Genomic DNA, 18,600 nt, shown 5'->3' with positions numbered 1-18,600 from the left:
ACTGCTTTTGGCAACTTGTGCCCGCCAAGGCGGGGGTGCGTCAACCGCCTGCGCCATGCCGCCTTGGCAGTCCTGCCCCGATCTGCGCATAATCAATGCGAACCGATAGAAAGTGACCCCCATGTTCCGCACGCTGACAACCGCCGCCGCCCTGACCATGTCGCTGTCCCTGCCCGCGCTTGCACAGACGCAGGATGACGCAGCCTTTGGCGAGCGGGTGCGCGCCTATCTGATGGCCAATCCAGAGGTGATCATGGAAGCCGTCGGCGTGCTGCAGCAGCGCGAAGACGCCGCCGCCGCGCAGGCCGATCAGGATATGCTGGTGTCGCAAACCGACGCCCTGCTGAACGACGGGTTCAGCTGGGTCGGTGGCAACCCCGACGGCGATATCACCGTGGTCGAATTCATGGATTACCGCTGCGGATACTGCAAAAAGGCCTTTCCAGAGGTCGAAAGCCTGCTGTCCGCCGACGGCAACATCCGCTTTATCGTGAAAGAATTCCCGATCCTGGGCGAACAGTCGGTGCTTGGCTCTCAGTTCGCGATTGCGGCGCATATGATCGGCGGCGATGACGCCTACGAGGCGGTCCACGAGACGCTGATGAACTATAACGGAGAGATCACCGCAGAAAGCCTGAGCCGTCTGGCCGATAGCCTTGATATGGACGGCGAAGCCATCATCGCCAAGATGAGCGACCCAGAGGTTGCGCGCCGGATCACAGCGAACCGGGCGCTTGGCCAAGCGCTTGATATCTCTGGCACACCGACCTTTGTCATTCAGGACCAGATGGTGCGCGGTTATGTGCCGGTCGATCAGATGCAGCAACTTGTGGATCAATTGCGCGGCTAACGCCGATTTGACTGGTCGGCATGCGGACTTGTCCTAGGTTAGCGACAACGCCAACCAACGGGAGAGTCCCATGACCACCACACGCCGCCACTTCCTTGCGACCTCTGCTGCCGCAGCGGGCGCTGTCACGCTGCTGCCTTATGCCGCAATGGCTGCTGCCCATGCCGGTGACGTCTATGCCACCAACGCTGGCGACGTCACCGTCTATCCGATCGACCATGCGTCCATCGTCATGACAACGCCCGTTGGCACCTTGTATGTCGATCCGATTGGCGATGCGTCCTTGTATGCCGATCACGGCACACCGGACCTGATCCTTGTCACGCACGAGCATGGCGATCACTACAACGCCGAAACGCTGGCGGCGATCGTGGGTGAAAACACACAGATCATCACCAACCCCGCCGTCTTTGCGATGCTGCCCGACGATCTGAAGGCCAAAGCGACCGAGATGGCCAATGGCGTCAGCGGCGAATACAACGGCATGGCGATCGATGCGATCCCCGCCTACAACATTACCGAAGACCGGATGAAGTATCACCCGCAGGGCCGCGACAACGGCTATGTGCTGAGCTTTGACGGCCTGCGCGTCTATGTCTCTGGCGATACCGAAGACACGCCAGAAATGCGCGCGCTGGAAAACATCGACGTGGCGTTCATCAGCATGAACCTGCCCTTCACGATGGACAAAGACTCCGCCGCATCCGCCGTGGCTGAATTCATGCCAACATACGTCTACCCCTACCACTACCGCGGCCAAAATGGCGGCACGCAGAACCCAGAAGAGTTCGCAGCCCTGGTTGGCGACACAGCGACCGTGGTCATCGCACCGTGGTATGCAGGCGACGTGATGCCGGGCTAAGTCGCCTCAGACTTAGAACGACAAAGGGGGCGCTGGTGAAAACCAGCGCCCCCTTTTTTGTGCCTGCCGCGTTTGCGGGGCCTAGACGGTTTCGGCCTTGGATTTGACAGAGGCGGCTTCCAGCTCTGCCGCTTTCTTTTCGACCTGTTCGACGATGTGTTCGATCATCGCGTCATTGCCCAGCTTGTGGCTTTGCTTGCCCGCCAGATAGACCATGCCGGACCCGTTGCCACCGCCGGTAAAGCCCACGTCGGTCATCAGCGCCTCTCCGGGGCCGTTCACAACGCAGCCGATGATGCTGAGGCTCATCGGGGTCTTGATGTGCTCTAGCCGCAGCTCTAGCGCCTCTACCGTTTTGATCACGTCAAAGCCTTGGCGGGCGCAGGACGGGCAAGAGATGATATTTACGCCACGGTGGCGCAGGCCAAGGGATTTGAGGATCTCGAACCCCATCTTGACCTCTTGCACGGGATCGGCGGACAGGGACACGCGGATCGTGTCACCGATGCCAGCCCACAGCAGGTTGCCCATGCCGATGGCGGATTTGACTGTGCCGGAAATCAGACCCCCTGCCTCGGTGATACCCAGATGGATCGGTGCGTCCGTCAGATCGGCCAGCTGCTGATAGGCGGCAGCAGCCATGAAAACATCCGACGCTTTGCAGCTGATCTTAAACTCGTGGAAATCATTGTCTTGCAGGATCTTGATATGATCCATGCCGCTTTCAACCATCGCATCAGGCGTCGGCTCGCCGTATTTGTCCAGCAGGTGCCGTTCCAGCGATCCGGCGTTCACGCCAATGCGGATGCTGCAGTTGTGATCGCGCGCGGCCTTGATGACCTCTTTCACGCGCTTTTCGTCGCCGATGTTGCCGGGGTTGATCCGCAGACAGGCCGCGCCCGCCTCTGCCGCCTCGATCCCGCGTTTGTAGTGGAAATGGATGTCCGCGACGATTGGCACGCTGACCTCTGGCACGATCAGCTTCAGCGCCTTGGCCGACGCTTCGTCCGGAACCGACACGCGGACAATATCGCAGCCCGCATCCACCGCCGCCTGAATTTGCGCGATGGTGCCTTTGACGTCCGTGGTCAGGGTGTTGGTCATCGTCTGCACCGTAATCGGCGCGCCGCCCCCAACAGGGACGTTGCCCACCATGATCTGGCGGCTTTTGCGGCGTTCGATATGGCGCCAAGGGCGAATGGAATGCAGGTCCGACATGACGGTCTTTCGAAAAGGGACTTTGCCCTTAACTAGGTCCTTGCCCGCCTGCCAGCAACCGCCTTGCGGCGGTTATTCGGTGACGACGGCTTCTGCGACGTTCACAATGGCGCGCAGGTCGCCGTCGCTGTTCAGATCAGCCACCGCAAATTTCTGCGTCAGGTTGTCAACGGACAGCGCAAGGTTCGACGTCACAGTGCCGTTCGGGCCAGCGGGGCCGTAGTGCTGGCCGTTGACCGCGAAATAAACCGCGCCGCTTTCGCCGACGCGCAGGGTCGCGGGCTCTTCGGTCGCGGGCAGCGCAAAGGTGTCGCCGGCGTTCATGATGCCTTCGAAGATAATTGAATTGTCAGCCGTGCGCACGCGCACCCAGGCAGGGCGCACAGCGACAAGCTGTACTTCTGGCACCGGACCTTCGCTGACTTGGATGGCAGGCTGCGCAGCTGCGTCGCCCGGCAGCGGCGGCGCAGCGGTCGTGTCGGCCAGCGCCTGACGCAGGCTGTGATCCACGGCTAGCGTGCCCAGCGTGCTGGATGTGCCCGGCAGCAATGTCGAAATCGGCGCATCGCGTGCGACCAGCACCGGGACGTCCAACGCCTGCGGGCGATACAAACGGTCCAGCGCCTCTGGCGTGGGGGCGGCGAAATCAGGAGAGTCTGTGCCAGCGTCTGCAATCTGCGATGCACCCGCCAAAGGGTCGAGGTCAGACAGCACAACGGGGGTCTGATCCACGGGGGCCAGACGCACCTTTTGCACCTCTTGCAGGACGGAATAGCCGCCGTAGCCAAGTCCGCCGATCAAGGCGACCAGCACCAACAAGGACCCGACAGCGCCCGGTTCGATGCCAGAAAACATGCGGTCCCCATGGGGGATAAAGGGCGTGGCCGAGGCGGAAAAGATATCCTTGCCCATCGGTGTGCGCTGCGCCTGAAATCTGGCAGGCTTGGCAGAAGACGCCGCCGCTGACATGCCGTGCGCCGTGCTGAACCCGCTTTCGCGGCAAAATGTTTCAAACGCAGAATCGGGGTCCATTTTCAGATAGCGCGCATAGGACCGCACATATCCGGCGATGAATCCGGGCGTATCAAAGGCCGAGGGGTCAGCATTTTCGATCGCGGAAATATAGGCAGCCTTGATCTTCAGCTCGCGCTGCACATCAAGCAGGCTTTTGCCCATCGTCGCACGTTCGCCGCGCATCATATCACCAAGACGCATGTCGAAAGCGTCGAAACCTTTAGTTTCAACGTCCGCGACCGCCTTTGCGCGCCGAAAGCTTTTTACGATCATTATCGTTCCGCCGTGTGCCTGCCCCGAGTTCAACCGTAGATTACGATCCCACCTTAGTCGAATCATCTCTTAAAGATTGATTAATCACCATGTATCACACGGTTCTGTGTTGTGCACTTGCAGAAAAGTTAGCCCGCCATATCGGCGCGATTCAGCGCACAGTGCGACCAAAGGTTATCCAACGCGGTCACAAGGGCGTCCATTTCCTTGGGCCCATGCACGGGAGAGGGCGTAAAGCGCAGCCGCTCTGTACCGCGCGGGACGGTCGGGAAATTGATCGGCTGCACGTAGATCCCGAACCGGTCCAGTAACATATCGGACATCAGCTTGGTATGCTTGGGATCGCCCACCATCAGCGGCACGATATGGCTGCCGTGATCAATGATCGGCAAGCCAAGACCTTTAAGCCGCAATTTCAGGATCTTAGCCTGCGTTTGCTGCGCATCACGCAGGCCCTGATCGGTTTTCAGATGTTTGACGCTGGCCGCCGCACCCGCTGCCACAGCAGGCGGTAGGGACGTGGTAAAGATAAAGCCCGGCGCATAGGATCGCACCGCGTCACACATCTTGGCCGATGCCGCGATATAGCCGCCCATGACGCCGTAAGCCTTGGCCAGCGTGCCGTTGATGATGTCGATCCGGTCCATCAGGCCGTCACGTTCTGCCACCCCTGCCCCGCGCGGGCCGTACATGCCGACGGCATGGACTTCGTCGATATAGGTCAGGGCACCGAATTCTTCGGCCAGATCGCAGATTTCCCCGATGGGGCCAAAGTCGCCATCCATCGAATAGATTGATTCGAAGGCGATCAGCTTGGGGGTCTCGGGATCATCGGCGGCCAAAAGCTCGCGCAGATGCGCCAGATCGTTGTGGCGGAAAATCCGCTTGGCCCCGCCATTGCGGCGCACGCCTTCGATCATGGACGCGTGGTTCAGCGCGTCAGAATAGATGATCAGACCGGGGAACAGCTTTGGCAGCGTGCTCAGCGTTGCGTCATTGGCGATATAGGCGCTGGTGAACAGCAGCGCCGCCTCTTTGCCATGCAGATCAGCCAGTTCGGCCTCTAGCTGCTTATGATAAACCGTGGTGCCCGAAATGTTGCGCGTCCCGCCAGAGCCTGCACCGGTGGCGTCCAACGCCTCGTGCATGGCCGTCAGCACAACCGGGTGCTGGCCCATGCCCAGATAATCGTTGCCGCACCACACCGTGACCGGTGCCTTGCTGCCGTCAGGCTTGTTCCAGACCGCATGGGGGAACTGGCCCCGCGTGCGCTCGATGTCGATGAAGGTACGGTAACGCCCCTCGTCATGAAGCCGATTGATCGCGGTCGAGAGGGCTGCGTCGTAGTTCACCGGTTATCCTTTCGAAAGTGCGATACCTCCGGCAACCAGCAGCGGGACGTATCTTGATTTCCGCATGCATATAGGCCCAATGCCCGGCGATCAACACGCGACCTGTTGTCACCGTACCTTAAAGCCTTAAAAAGTCGCCGCTTTGATCTAGCGCAAATAGGTGCCCCGCCGCGCCCGCAAAGCGCTGCGCAAGGGGATGTCACCTGCTTGACCTTACCGGGAAAGGGGCAGAACCTTGGCACAAATTTGTCTAAATTAAGGCCCTGCCCCCATGACCGACGCGACCCTCGCCCCTGTTTTGCAAAAGATCGACGATGATCTGGATGCCGCAACCGCCCGCCTGCTGGACCTGCTGCGCATCCCGTCCATCTCGACCGACCCTGCGTTTAAATCCGATTGCGACCGCGCCGCCGACTGGCTGGTAGACGATCTGCAATCCATCGGCTTTGAAGCCCGCAAATACCCCACGGACGGGCACCCGATGGTCGTCGCCCATTCCGGCGGGACAGGTCCGAACGTGCTGTTCTACGGCCACTACGATGTGCAGCCCGTCGATCCGCTGAACCTGTGGGACCGCGACCCGTTCGATCCCGCGATCGAACAAACCGCCAAAGGCCCGGTTATTCGCGGCCGCGGATCTTCCGATGACAAAGGCCAGCTGATGACCTTCGTCGAGGCCTGCCGCGCGTGGAAAGCCGTCCACGGCACCATGCCCGCCAACATCACGCTGTTCTTTGAAGGCGAAGAGGAATCCGGCTCTCCATCGCTGATCCCCTTCTTGAAATCCCACGCCGACATTCTAAAATCCGACATCGCGTTGATCTGTGATACCGGCATGTATGGCGAGGAAACCCCCGCCATCATCACCCAGTTGCGCGGCCTTCTAGGCGAAGAGGTGACGATCCACGGCCCGTCCAAGGACCTGCATTCGGGCATGTACGGCGGCATCGCCATGAACCCTGCCCGCGTGCTGGCCAAGGTCATCGCGTCCTTGCATGACGACACAGGCCGCATCACGGTGCCGGGCTTTTATGACGGCGTGCCGGAACTTTCCAACGCGCTGGCGGCCAGCTGGGATGATCTGAACTTCGACGCCGAAGCGTTCTTGGGCGAAGTCGGCCTCAAGATCCCCGCAGGCGAACAGGGCCGCCGTCCGCTGGAAATGATCTGGTCTCGCCCCACCTGCGAAGTGAACGGCATGACCGCAGGCTACACTGGCGATGGCTTTAAAACCGTGCTGCCTGCGCAGGCCAGCGCCAAGATCAGCTTTCGCCTTGTCGGCACCCAAGACCCCCACGCGATCCGCGAAAACTTTCGCAAGATGGTGCAAGATATGATTCCCGCCGACTGCCGCGTGGAATTCCACAGCCACGGCGCCTCAGCTGCTGGGCAGATGAGCACGGATCACCCCGCGTTCACCCAAGCCCGCAGCGCGCTGTCGGACGAATGGCCGCAAGCGGCGGCCTATGTCGGGTGTGGCGGCTCGATCCCGATTGCGGCCTACTTCAAGCAATATCTGGATATGGACGCGATGCTGATCGGCTTTGGCAAGGATGATGACCAAATCCATTCGCCAAATGAAAAATACGACCTGTCGTCGTTCCACAAAGGCACCCGCAGCTGGGCGCGAATCCTGCGCGCCATGACAGCCTGATCCAAACGCACGGCGCATCACCCTGCGCCGTGCCCTTCTTCTGGTCGGAAATACCTCGGGGGAGTCCGCAGCGCGGACGGGGGCTGGCCCCCTGATTTTTCGCAAAAAAAAATTGCAGCGCCGCAGCGCGCCTGCACGACATAAGGCGAAGGATGACTTCTCGCTGGAAAAGTCAGATGCCGTATCAAACTGTTACGAAAGGGTGAAATGGCGCGGTTGACGGGGCTCGAACCCGCGACCCCCGGCGTGACAGGCCGGTACTCTAACCAACTGAGCTACAACCGCGCATTTCAACGACATAGCAGACAAATCAGGGTCAATGGCGCGGTTGACGGGGCTCGAACCCGCGACCCCCGGCGTGACAGGCCGGTACTCTAACCAACTGAGCTACAACCGCCTTTGACCCGTTCAGCGTCTGCACTGAACGTGTCGCGCTTCTATGCAAGCCCCCCGACCCCGTCAAGCGCTGGAAGGACAAAAATTGCGATGCGGCGCGATTAAATTTTGCGGCAGGTATTGTGTGGCTGGCGTCAGTGGGGGCGCTGCCCCCGGCTGCGCCTCCCCCGAAGTATTTAGGACCAGAAGAAATTAGGACCCCGCACACCTGCGCCGCAGCTCGGCCCGGATCAGTTTACCTGTCGTGGTCATCGGCAGGCTGCCTACAAAACGAATATGGCGCGGGGTGTCGTGGGCGGCCAGATTGGTGCGGACGTGATGGCGCAGGGCCTCTGACAGATCATCGGTCGCGGCGTGCCCCGCCGCCAGCTGCACGAAAGCGACGATGATCTGCCCGCGCAGATCGTCGGGTTGGCCGACGACGCCGGCCATTTGCACGGCCGGATGGGACAGAAGGCAGTCTTCAATCTCGGCCGGGCCAATCCGGTAGCCGGCGCTGCTGATGACATCATCGTCCCGGCCCACAAATTTGATCCGGCCAGAAGGCGTTACGACGCCGCGGTCGCCGGTTAGCAGCCAGCCTGCGCGAAACTTGGCCGCCGTGGCCACCGGATCGTTCCAATAGCGCAGAAACATCACTGGATCGGGCTGGCGCACGGCAATATCGCCCTCTTGCCCCGCCGCGCAGGGCGCACCTGCGGCGTCGATGATCTGCACGTCATGCCCGGGGACAGCAAAGCCCATCACCCCCGGCTCTGCCGGCGCTATGGCGGCGCAAGAGCTAACGATCATGTTGCACTCTGTCTGGCCGTAGAATTCGTTGATCGTACAGCCCAGCACGCGCTGGCCCCATGCAATCAGCTCTGCGCCAAGGGTTTCGCCGCCGCTTGCAACAGAACGGAGCGCGATACCCTCGGGCGGGTCAGACTGGCGCATGATCTTAAGCGCGGTCGGCGGCAGGAACGTATTGCGCACACGGTACGTGCGGATCACGTCATAGGCCGCATCTGCACTGAACCGATCAAACCGGCTCGCCACTACAGGGACACCGTGATGCAGCGCTGGCAGCAGCACATCCAGCAAGCCGCCGATCCAGGCCCAGTCCGCAGGCGTCCAGATCACGTCGCCGGACTGCGGAAAGCCATTGTGGCTCATCTCGACGCCCGGCAGATGGCCAAGCAGCACGCGGTGGCCCAGCAAGGCACCCTTGGGCGGGCCCGTCGTGCCCGAAGTAAAGATCAGGATCGCCGGATCGTCGGGGCTGGTATCACAGGGCGTAAACACCTGAGGCCGGCCTGCGATGAAATCTGCAAAGTCGTCGTCAACCGACACTACCCGTACAAGATCAGGCAGATCGCCACGCAGCTGTTCAAGCAGCGCCGCGCCCTGCGCGTCGGTAATCACAACCTTCGCCCCGGCCGCCCCAAGCCGGTGGCGCAGCGCGTCCGGCCCGAACAGTTTGAACAGTGGAATACTGATCGCGCCCATCTTGAGGATCGCGATATGGGCCGCGGCCGTCTCTACCCTTTGCGGCAGCAACACCCCGATCCGGTCGCCCTGCCCCGCCAGCCCCGAGAGCGCGTGGGCCAGCTGGTTCGACAGACCGCGCAGCTGGGCGAAGCTTGTCACGTTGCCAGTTTGCGCGTCGATAATCGCGGGGGAATCGGGCGCGTTCGCCGCCACCCTATCGCAGCAGTCCACGCCGATATTAAAGCGCGCGGGGATGTCCCACGCAAAGGCAGCGCGGGTTTGAGTGATGGTGGGATAAAGTGTCAACATCCCCGATCATCACGCGGCGCGCGCAGTCTGGTCAAGCGCTATTGCCCGCGGGGGGATATGGTGGATGGTGCGGGGCGCGAAGCCCCACCATTTGGAGGGCGAACGAAATCTAGCCGAGCTGAAACTGCTGCTTCCGCACGCATTTTTACTCCCACCAGTCACCGGACCTTTTCAGCGGCACGACGAACGACGGTGATATTTGAAAACAACTCTTGCCTAAGCAGCGTCGCAATCCGCCCCAGCCGTCGAGAGCGGTAAAGAAACCGAGATCTTTGTCCCGACCCCGCGCGCACTATCGATCGTGATTGTGCCATTTAATCGATCAACCGTTCGTTTGACGATCGCCATTCCAAGACCCGTGCCGCCGTACCGACGCGCTGCTGCTTCGTCCGCCTGCTCGAACTCTTCGAAGATTTTGCTGTGGTATTCAGGGGCAATCCCAATTCCTGTATCGGACACGTCAATCACGACTTGCCCGTAGGAATCCTGATCTAAGGTCACATCGATAGACCCGACGTTCGAAAACTTTACCGCGTTCGACACGATGTTCTGAACGATGCGCGCAAGCGCGGTCGCATCAAACCGATAGCAGGCATTCTGAAGACGATCTTCTAAACGAAGTATCAGTCCTTTTTCCCCCGCCTGAATTGAGAATTCGTTCAGTTGGTCTTTCATGAAATCACCGATGCGGGCCACTTCCTCGGCTATATCTGACGGCCCCGCATCCAGCCTGGCCAGATCAAGCACATCATTTACAAATTCAAGAAGCTTGTGGGCCGATTTATCTAGGAATTTAACAAGGCGCGCCGGTTTTTCGTCGAGCGGTACACCTTTCAGGATCCCGATAGATCCCAGAATTCCAGTTAAAGGCGTGCGTATTTCGTGTCCGACATGGGCAATATATGCCCCGCGCGCGGCGGCAATATCCTTCAACTGCTTGCGCGCGGCTTGGTCTTCCAAAGCAAGCGTCCGCGCGATGACGATATCATCCACGCACTTTGATAGGCTTTCAAGCATTTGGATGTCCTTATCGGACCAGTCCCGCGGCGTTTTCGCCATACAGCAAAGTGAGCCGATCACCTTGCCGGTCATCGTATGGATTGGGCTGCCAATATAAGACCGCAATCCATTTTGCTGAATCAGCTCGCTGTCGCGCGTTCGCGGATCGGCCAGTAAATCAGGGATGACCACCGTATCGCAGGTCTCTTGGACGTACTGACAAATCGTATCCTCTATCGCTATTTCGCATCTTTCATTTGGCGCGAATAAAGAGCCGATAGACGCAGAAATAAACTGAAGGCCCGCTTGTTTTTCAAGCACAGCGATATGCGCCAAGGGCGCGTCCAACGCGCGGGACGCGAGGTTTAAAATATTAACAAAGCTTTCGTCCATGTCGCAATGCAACAGTCCAAGCGCTTCGAAGGAGTATGTTTTAGCCAAGGTGCCAACGCCCTCCGACTCACCCCAGCGGGCGAGAAAATTACCGCAACACCACCTCAAGTTTAAAATGTGGCAGAAATAGGGCAGAGCTTACCCGCCTGGACAATACCTTATGCTAACGCGCGCGAAGATGCTGCAGAGCAGGTTTTAGGGTCTAATCGTGCAAGACGGACTTGCCTGATGCTGAACAGATTGTTGATTCTGCGTTCGCGGACGCAAACATAGTCACAGACCGACCCGGCCGACTGAGCGTATCTGAAAGCTGGACCTGTCAGCACGCATAAAGGCGCATCTAAGCCAGTGTTGAAACGCAGACCAGACACCGAACGTTTAAAGGCAGCATCCTGCATAAACGTCACGCAGTATGGCGATCCGGTATTCAGTAACGATTTCAGAAGGAAAAACCACAAAACCCGGCCTGAGTCTTTGGTTTTATGGTGGGTGGTGAGGGGCTCGAACCCCCGACATTTTCGGTGTAAACGAAACGCTCTACCAACTGAGCTAACCACCCGCAGCGCCCATGTAAGGCGGTTTTTGCGCTAGTGCAACTCCTCTGCGCGGCCTTTGTGCAAGTAAAATACATTCCCCTGCCCGCCTGGCAATGTATCCCAGGCCGCATCGTCCAGTCCAAGCGCGGCGCAGCGCAAAAATCGACTGATGATTCCATGGCAAACGATCACAGCTGGACCGTCCAGATCGGCCAAAAACGCCCGCGCCCGCGCTGCGACGCCGGCCAAGCCTTCGCCCGGCGCGCTGGCATAGACCGACAAATCGCCATCCGGCCCCTCGACCGCGTTTGGTGCGGCAAAACTGTGGCGCAGCTTGCCTTGCCATGCGCCAACATCGATTTCACGCAGGCGGGCGTCCGTGTTGATTTCTGTCGCCACGCCCCCCAGCGCCAACCCGGCGGTCTGCACCGCACGCGCCAGCGGCGACGAATAGAAGGCAAAGCCGCGCAAATCGCGCTGCGCCAGCACGGCGCCCTGCGCTGCTGCCTGCGCCTGCCCCAGATCGGTCAGCGGGGCGTTCAGGTGCCCCTGCATCCGGCCCTCTCGGTTCCACGTCGTTTCGCCGTGGCGCAGAATATATAGGTCATGCATGGACGTATTCCCCCAAAGAAAAAGGGTGCCACCCTGCGGTGACACCCCGAAATTCTGGTGGGTGATAAGAGATTTGAACTCCTGACATCTTCGATGTGAACGAAGCGCTCTACCACTGAGCTAATCACCCGTATGGCGTGATTTAGCTGTCGTCGCCCGCATCTGCAACCCCGGATTTTGCATTTTGTGCACCGCCCGCATTGCCAGCACCAAGGCCTGCGCCGTCTTTCATCGTGCGCAGCTTAAGGGTCATCATTTGCGCACCCTCGCCCAAATCCTTGACCTTGACGGCCTTCAGCTTGCCCATGGGCGGCAGCACCAATTCCTCGCCCGCAGCGAGCAGATCTGCCAGCTCAGCCAAGGCTGCTTCAATCGCGGGCTTAGCGTCGCGCTTTTTCAAATCGCCACGCGCGATGACGCGGTCAATAAAGGCGGATTTCTTGATCGACTCGCCGGCGGGCATATCGACGTTCGCACCCACAACGCGCGGCGCAGGTGCCTTCGCACCAGCTGCGGGCGTGATCTGAACCTTGGGCGCAGCGGCCGAGAGCTGAACAGTGCCGTCAGTAGATTTTGTGGGTTTATCGGTCATGTCGCTTCCTTCTAAGGCATGAACCCGGATCGTGTCATTTCGAATCCGGGGCCGCCACATAGGGCGGTATTTCCTCATCAATAGCGATTAATCGTGGCAAATCTATGCCTCAGATGCAAAAGGCGCGCCGCGGGGGCGCGCCTTTCACGGGTTTAGGCGGGTCTTAGTGAACGCCGGCCCCGACACCCTGGTTGCGGGCAACAAGGGCTGCTGCGGCGGCGGCTTCTTCTGCCGCCTCGTCCCATTCAATCGCGTCCGGCTGACGCACAAGGGCGTGCTTCAACACTTGCGACACATGGGACACCGGGATGATCGTCAGACCTTCCTTTACGTTATCGGGAATATCCACGAGGTCTTTTTCATTCTCCTCGGGGATCAGGACGGTCTTGATCCCGCCGCGCAAGGCGGCCAGCAATTTTTCCTTCAATCCGCCAATCGGCATCGCATTACCGCGCAAAGACACCTCGCCGGTCATGGCGATATCCTTGCGGACCGGGATTTGCGTCAGGACCGACACGATGGACGTCACCATCGCAAGACCTGCGCTAGGCCCGTCCTTGGGCGTTGCACCATCCGGCACGTGGACGTGGATGTCCGTCGTGTCGAACTTCGTCGGTTTCACCCCGATGCTGGGGCTGATGGAACGCACGTAAGAGCTTGCCGCCTCGATGGATTCCTTCATCACATCGCCCAGCTTGCCAGTCGTTTTCATCCGGCCCTTGCCCGGCAGACGCAGTGCTTCGATCGACAGCAATTCACCGCCGACAGAGGTCCACGCCAGCCCGGTCACAACACCGATCTGATCGTCCTTTTCCGCGAGCCCGTAGCGATGCTTGCGCACGCCCAGATAGTCATCAAGGTTGTCGGCTGTCACAGCGACGGCTTCGACCTCTTTCTTGACGATCTTGGTCACGGCCTTGCGGGCGATCTTGGCCAGCTCACGCTCGAAGTTCCGTACACCAGCCTCGCGGGTGTAATACCGCGCAATGTCCGTCAGCGCGCTATCGTCGACGCTGAACTCTTTCGCCTTCAACCCGTGGTTTTTCATGACCTTAGGCAGCAGGTGCTGGCGCGCGATTTCGCGCTTTTCGTCTTCGGTGTAGCCAGACAGGCTGATGATTTCCATCCGGTCAAGCAGCGGCCCCGGCATGTTGTAGCTGTTCGCCGTCGTCAGGAACATCACGTTCGACAGGTCGTATTCCACCTCAAGGTAGTGGTCCACGAAGCTTGCGTTCTGTTCCGGATCAAGCACCTCGAGCATCGCCGACGCCGGGTCGCCCCGGAAATCCTGCCCCATCTTGTCGATTTCATCGAGCAAGATCAGCGGGTTCGTCGTCTTCGCCTTTTTCAGCGCCTGAATGATCTTACCGGGCATGGACCCGATATACGTCCGGCGGTGGCCACGGATTTCGGATTCGTCACGCACGCCGCCAAGGCTGATGCGGATAAATTCGCGCCCCGTCGCCTTTGCAACCGACTTACCCAGCGAGGTTTTACCCACACCCGGAGGGCCAACGAGGCACATGATCGGCCCCTTCAGCTTGGCAGAGCGTTGCTGCACGGCCAGATATTCGACGATCCGTTCCTTGACCTTATCCAGGCCAAAGTGGTCGTCATCCAGCACCTTTTGCGCATGCGCTAGGTTCTTTTTGGTGCGCGATTTCACGCCCCATGGCACAGCCAAGATCCAGTCAAGATAGTTGCGCACGACGGTCGCCTCGGCGCTCATCGGGCTCATGTTCTTGAGCTTTTTCATCTCGGCGTCGACCTTTTCACGGGCCTCTTTCGACAGCTTGGTCGCCTCGATGCGGGCTTCCAGTTCGGCCACTTCGCCGGCACCTTCTTCGCCGTCACCCAGCTCCTTCTGGATCGCCTTCATTTGCTCGTTCAGATAGTATTCGCGCTGCGTGCGCTCCATCTGGGTTTTGACGCGGGTCTTGATCTTTTTCTCGACCTGCAGCACGGACATTTCGCCCTGCATCAGGCCATAGACCTTCTCTAGCCGCTCTGACACGGACAGCGTTTCCAGCAAGCCCTGCTTTTCAGCAACTTCGATGCCAAGGTGCCCCGCGACAAGGTCAGCCAGCTTGGCCGGCTCGGTCGTTTCCGACACGGCGGCCATCGCCTCTTCGGGGATGTTTTTCTTGATCTTGGCGTAGCGCTCGAATTCAGCCGCAACCGTGCGCACCAGCGCCTCGATCTCATCTTCGTTGCCAGGCATTTCGGTCAGATACTCGGCCGAGGCTTCAAAGAAATTCTCGTTCTCGATGAAATCGACGATCCGCACGCGTGCGCGGCCTTCGACCAACACCTTTACGGTGCCATCGGGCAATTTCAGCAGCTGCAGCACATTGGCCAGCACGCCAGCCTTATAGATACCGTCCTGCGCGGGATCATCCTCGCCGGGGTCGATCTGGCTGGACAGCAAGATCTGCTTGTCATCGCGCATCACCTCTTCCAAGGCGCGCACGGATTTTTCACGGCCCACGAACAGCGGCACGATCATGTGGGGGAAAACCACGATGTCGCGCAGCGGCAGGACGGGGTAGGATGTGGCAAGTGTGTCTTGCATGCTCTTATTCCTTCTAGTGGCAAAACACCCCGGTCCCGATTTGGCGACCCTTGGGGCGTTTCCGTATCATTCATGTGGGGGGACGTGTCCCCCGTTTCAACATCTCGCGCCCCCATAGCGACAAGCGTCGCTGCAGCGCAAGATTTGCCACCGATGTTGAACCTGCGCGCCAGTGGCCGCAAGCCGACATTTCATCAAAGGGGCCCTTGCCCGTCCCGTGTGCGCCCTTTGATACGAGCAGACTGCGCGAAACAGGTGAATAAACATTGAACGCCTACGCGGCTGCACATCTGCCGAATTGACGTTGCGCAAACTGCGTTACAGCGGATCGATATCCCCCTGCGCACGCCCCGCGTGAAAGCCAGCCTCCCATGCGGCAAATGTACCGGCGGCGATCGCATCGCGCATTTCGCCCATGATTTGCTGGAAATAATGCAGGTTGTGCCAGGTCAGCAACATGCCGCTAATCATCTCTTGCGACTTAAACACGTGGTGCAGATAGGCGCGCGAATAGTTGCGGCAGGCGGGGCATGTGCAAACCTCGTCCAACGGGCGCGGATCGTCGGCATGACGCGCGTTCTTCATATTCACAACGCCGTGACGCGTGAACCCCTGCCCCGTGCGACCAGAGCGGCTGGGCAACACACAGTCCATCATATCAATGCCGCGCTTGACCGCGCCGACGATATCGTCGGGCTTGCCGACGCCCATCAGGTAACGCGGCTTGTCGGTCGGCAGCATATCGGTCGCGAAATCAAGGCAACCGAACATCGCCTCTTGCCCTTCGCCCACCGCAAGGCCGCCGACCGCGTAGCCGTCAAAGCCAACGTTAATCAGTGCCTTAGCGGATTCCTCGCGAAAGTCCTGCTCTAGCCCGCCTTGCTGGATACCAAACAACGCATGGCCCGGCCGATCCCCAAAGGCATCCCGCGACCGCTGCGCCCACCGCATCGACAACCGCATCGATTCCGCGATCCGGTCCCGGTCCGCTGGCAGCGCCGGGCATTCGTCGAAACACATCACAATGTCAGAGCCAAGCAGCTTTTGGATGTCCATCGACCGCTCGGGCGACAGCATATGTTTGGACCCGTCGATATGGGACTTAAACGTCACGCCATTCTCGGTCAGCTTGCGCAGATCAGCCAGCGACATGACCTGAAAGCCGCCCGAATCCGTCAGGATCGGCTTGTCCCAGTTCATAAATTTGTGCAGCCCGCCAAGGTTCGCGATCCGCTCTGCCGTGGGGCGCAGCATCAAGTGATAGGTATTGCCCAGCAAAATATCCGCCCCGGTCGCCGCGACACTTTCGGGCATCATCGCTTTGACCGTCGCCGCTGTCCCCACGGGCATGAAGGCCGGCGTGCGGATATCGCCGCGCGGCGTATGCATGACGCCGGTGCGGGCCGCCCCATCGGTGGCGTTCAGATCAAAGGAAAAACGGGTTGTCATGGGCATATCCTAGCAGATTGCCCCCCTTTTGCCCGTGGCCGCGTCAAATGAAAAGGCCCGGCTCGCAAGGCAGGACACGCCCCGCATCCTGCCCTGCGACACCGGGCCTCACCAAGGCCCAAATCCCTCCCGCCGCGCCGCCCTTTACCCTTGCGCGGGTAATCCCTATATGTTCGGTCAGGAATAGACGGGAACCGATCATGACAGACCAGACCGCACCAATGGAAGGCACGCCGCTGATCGCGCCCTCTAGCACGGACCATCCGCTGCACGAAAAAATCGTCGAAGCGTGCCGTTCGGTCTATGACCCGGAAATCCCGGTCAATATCTATGACTTGGGCCTGATCTATACGATCCAGGTCGCCGAAGATAACGCCGTGCGCATCATCATGACGCTGACAGCCCCCGGTTGCCCCGTCGCCGGCGAAATGCCTGGCTGGGTCGCTGACGCGGTCGAGCCGCTCGAAGGCGTAAAACATGTCGACGTCGAAATGACGTTCGAGCCGCAATGGGGCATGGACATGATGAGCGACGAGGCCCGCCTCGAACTGGGCTTCATGTAACTCAATCGCCGCACCTCTTGAGGCGCGGCGCTATCGTGCCTACATTCACAGTGACCTGAAAGGATATGCCATGTTCGGTATCCCCGGAAAACAAGCCGTCACGATCACACCAAAAGCCGCTGCGCAAATCGCAAAGCTGATGTCGCGCGACAGCCACCAAGGCCTGCGCGTTGGCGTGAAAAAGGGCGGCTGCGCTGGCATGGAATACACCATGGAATACGTCACTGACGTCAATCCCATGGACGAGGTCGTCGAAGTGGACGGTGCCCGCGTGATGATCGCGCCGATGGCACAGATGTTCCTGTTTGGCACCGAAATCGACTACGAAACATCCCTGCTGGAAAGCGGCTTCAAGTTCCGCAATCCCAACGTTGTGGATGCCTGTGGCTGCGGCGAGTCGATTAAATTCGACGAGACCCTCTCCGCCACCTAAGACGTCTGCACGCATTCACCTTGCCCAAAATACTCCCGCCGGAGGCCCGAATTTTCGTCGAAAATTCGGATGCGCCCAGATCAGCGGGCGGCGCTTCCCTTCTGCAGATGCACATAGGTCTGATCAAAGCGCCGCTGCAGGTGATCAATCGCCAGAACCGGCGGCACGCCCGCAGGTGCAACATTCGCATCGTGGTCGGGGTTAAAGAACAGCGGCACGGAAATCCGCTCTTCTGATCCGCCAACAACGCGGTGCGGGGTGGCGACGATCCGGCCCGTCGTCCAGATTTCCAGCATCTCTCCGAAATTGATGACAAATGTGCCGGGCTGCGCTGACAGCGCGGTCCAGCCGCCACCGCGGCGGCGCACTTCTAGTCCGGGGGTGCCATCGGTCGCCAAAAGCGTCAGGCAGCCATAGTCGGTATGGGTTGCGATCCCGAAATCTTTGGCCCCTGCCCCAGCGGGACGTTCGGGATAATAATTGCCCCGCAGCAAGGCCATGGGGCGCGTAAAGCGGTCTGCAAAGAACGCGCCATCCTCGCCCACAGCATTCAGCACAGCAACCAGAAGGTTGCGGGCAAAGGCGGTCGCATCGACGTAATACGCTTGTAGGATTGCGGCAAAACCCGGCGGCGTGTCTGGCCACAGGTTTGGCGCATAGGCCGGCAGCGCCGTCAGCGGATCGCCCGGCGGCAAGGTCAGACCGCAATCAAAGACCTGTTTGTAATCGGGATTGGCGTCCGGGTTCACCTGCTCTGACCCCGGCGCGCCCCAGCCGCGGTTCGATCCCGTCGCGGCCATATCCCACTGCGCCTTCTGCGCGGCTGGCAAAGCGAAAAATGCGCGGTAGGCCGCAATCACCTGCGTCACGCGGTCCGCGCTTAGCGGTGTGTTGTGTACTGTCATAAAGCCGATATCAGACGCCCCAAGCCGCGCGGCGGCGACAGCTTTGCCGTGATCTGCATGCGATGGGTCCAGCAAGGCCGCAGCGTCGATCTGGGGAATGGGCGGGTTTGTCATAGCTGGGCCTTTCGATCCGGGTTGCCAGTTGCTA

The 18,600-nt window shown here is 59.9% G+C and carries 15 protein-coding genes and 4 tRNA genes; 5 read left to right on the top strand and 14 right to left on the bottom strand.

Annotation, left to right across the window (positions count from 1 at the left end; translation table 11 throughout):
* The first annotated feature begins 121 nt into the window (after window positions 1-121).
* Both KBW81_RS05910 and KBW81_RS05905 read left to right on the top strand, forming a co-directional pair.
* Complete coding sequence (locus KBW81_RS05910; RefSeq protein WP_090184051.1) at window positions 122-850, top strand: DsbA family protein; 729 nt, start codon at window positions 122-124, stop codon at window positions 848-850.
* A 70-nt stretch (window positions 851-920) separates the two neighbouring features.
* Complete coding sequence (locus KBW81_RS05905; RefSeq protein ID WP_254248662.1) at window positions 921-1,712, top strand: MBL fold metallo-hydrolase; 792 nt, start codon at window positions 921-923, stop codon at window positions 1,710-1,712.
* An 81-nt stretch (window positions 1,713-1,793) separates the two neighbouring features.
* Here the strand turns inward: KBW81_RS05905 and ispG are convergent, their stop codons facing one another.
* The 3 genes from ispG to hemA all read right to left on the bottom strand — a co-directional run bounded on the left by ispG (window position 1,794) and on the right by hemA (window position 5,569).
* Window positions 1,794-2,930, bottom strand: a complete 1,137-nt coding sequence (gene ispG, locus KBW81_RS05900) for a flavodoxin-dependent (E)-4-hydroxy-3-methylbut-2-enyl-diphosphate synthase (protein WP_254248661.1) — start codon at window positions 2,928-2,930, stop codon at window positions 1,794-1,796.
* A gap of 72 nt (window positions 2,931-3,002) precedes the next feature.
* Window positions 3,003-4,217: a helix-turn-helix domain-containing protein gene (locus KBW81_RS05895; protein ID WP_090184060.1), complete on the bottom strand. Its 1,215-nt coding sequence runs from the start codon at window positions 4,215-4,217 to the stop codon at window positions 3,003-3,005.
* A 128-nt stretch (window positions 4,218-4,345) separates the two neighbouring features.
* Entirely contained in the window at window positions 4,346-5,569 is a 1,224-nt protein-coding gene (gene hemA, locus KBW81_RS05890) for a 5-aminolevulinate synthase (protein WP_090184063.1), read from the bottom strand.
* Between the two features lie 271 nt (window positions 5,570-5,840).
* On the opposite strand from hemA, the gene KBW81_RS05885 reads away from it, so the two are divergent.
* Window positions 5,841-7,223, top strand: a complete 1,383-nt coding sequence (locus KBW81_RS05885; RefSeq protein ID WP_254248660.1) for a M20/M25/M40 family metallo-hydrolase — start codon at window positions 5,841-5,843, stop codon at window positions 7,221-7,223.
* Window positions 7,224-7,431: 208 nt separating this feature from the next.
* On the opposite strand, the gene KBW81_RS05880 is transcribed toward KBW81_RS05885, so the two are convergent.
* The 10 genes from KBW81_RS05880 to tgt form a co-directional block, all read right to left on the bottom strand.
* Window positions 7,432-7,508, bottom strand: a tRNA-Asp gene (locus tag KBW81_RS05880).
* 35 nt (window positions 7,509-7,543) lie between these two features.
* Window positions 7,544-7,620: transfer RNA gene (locus tag KBW81_RS05875), tRNA-Asp, on the bottom strand.
* 191 nt (window positions 7,621-7,811) lie between these two features.
* Window positions 7,812-9,398: an AMP-binding protein gene (locus KBW81_RS05870; RefSeq protein WP_254248659.1), complete on the bottom strand. Its 1,587-nt coding sequence runs from the start codon at window positions 9,396-9,398 to the stop codon at window positions 7,812-7,814.
* A gap of 216 nt (window positions 9,399-9,614) precedes the next feature.
* Window positions 9,615-10,838, bottom strand: coding sequence for a GAF domain-containing sensor histidine kinase (locus KBW81_RS05865; RefSeq protein ID WP_254248658.1), 1,224 nt, complete (start codon window positions 10,836-10,838; stop codon window positions 9,615-9,617).
* Between the two features lie 435 nt (window positions 10,839-11,273).
* Window positions 11,274-11,349: transfer RNA gene (locus tag KBW81_RS05860), tRNA-Val, on the bottom strand.
* 28 nt (window positions 11,350-11,377) lie between these two features.
* Window positions 11,378-11,938: a histidine phosphatase family protein gene (locus tag KBW81_RS05855; protein ID WP_254248657.1), complete on the bottom strand. Its 561-nt coding sequence runs from the start codon at window positions 11,936-11,938 to the stop codon at window positions 11,378-11,380.
* Window positions 11,939-11,993: 55 nt separating this feature from the next.
* Window positions 11,994-12,068, bottom strand: a tRNA-Val gene (locus KBW81_RS05850).
* A gap of 12 nt (window positions 12,069-12,080) precedes the next feature.
* Complete coding sequence (locus KBW81_RS05845; RefSeq protein WP_245754090.1) at window positions 12,081-12,530, bottom strand: HU family DNA-binding protein; 450 nt, start codon at window positions 12,528-12,530, stop codon at window positions 12,081-12,083.
* 163 nt (window positions 12,531-12,693) lie between these two features.
* Window positions 12,694-15,102, bottom strand: a complete 2,409-nt coding sequence (gene lon / locus KBW81_RS05840; protein WP_254248656.1) for an endopeptidase La — start codon at window positions 15,100-15,102, stop codon at window positions 12,694-12,696.
* Window positions 15,103-15,420: 318 nt separating this feature from the next.
* A complete protein-coding gene (gene tgt, locus KBW81_RS05835) occupies window positions 15,421-16,551 on the bottom strand; it encodes a tRNA guanosine(34) transglycosylase Tgt (protein ID WP_254248655.1) in 1,131 nt (376 codons plus the stop codon).
* A gap of 200 nt (window positions 16,552-16,751) precedes the next feature.
* On the opposite strand from tgt, the gene KBW81_RS05830 reads away from it, so the two are divergent.
* The gene (locus tag KBW81_RS05830) at window positions 16,752-17,114 is read left to right on the top strand and encodes an SUF system Fe-S cluster assembly protein (protein ID WP_090184079.1); all 363 of its coding nucleotides are present in this window, start codon (window positions 16,752-16,754) and stop codon (window positions 17,112-17,114) included.
* 70 nt (window positions 17,115-17,184) lie between these two features.
* Window positions 17,185-17,547, top strand: a complete 363-nt coding sequence (locus KBW81_RS05825; protein WP_090184082.1) for a HesB/IscA family protein — start codon at window positions 17,185-17,187, stop codon at window positions 17,545-17,547.
* A gap of 80 nt (window positions 17,548-17,627) precedes the next feature.
* Here the strand turns inward: KBW81_RS05825 and KBW81_RS05820 are convergent, their stop codons facing one another.
* Window positions 17,628-18,566 carry an isopenicillin N synthase family dioxygenase gene (locus KBW81_RS05820; RefSeq protein ID WP_254248654.1) on the bottom strand — a complete coding sequence of 313 codons (939 nt, stop codon included), beginning with the start codon at window positions 18,564-18,566 and terminating at the stop codon, window positions 17,628-17,630.
* Between the last annotated feature and the right edge of the window lie 34 nt (window positions 18,567-18,600).

Origin of the sequence: Loktanella salsilacus (assembly GCF_024206795.1) — a bacterium.
Classification (GTDB): Bacteria; Pseudomonadota; Alphaproteobacteria; order Rhodobacterales; family Rhodobacteraceae; genus Loktanella; species Loktanella salsilacus.
The sequence above is the reverse complement of the archived record's forward strand: the minus strand, read 5'-3'. Positions and strand labels throughout refer to the sequence as shown.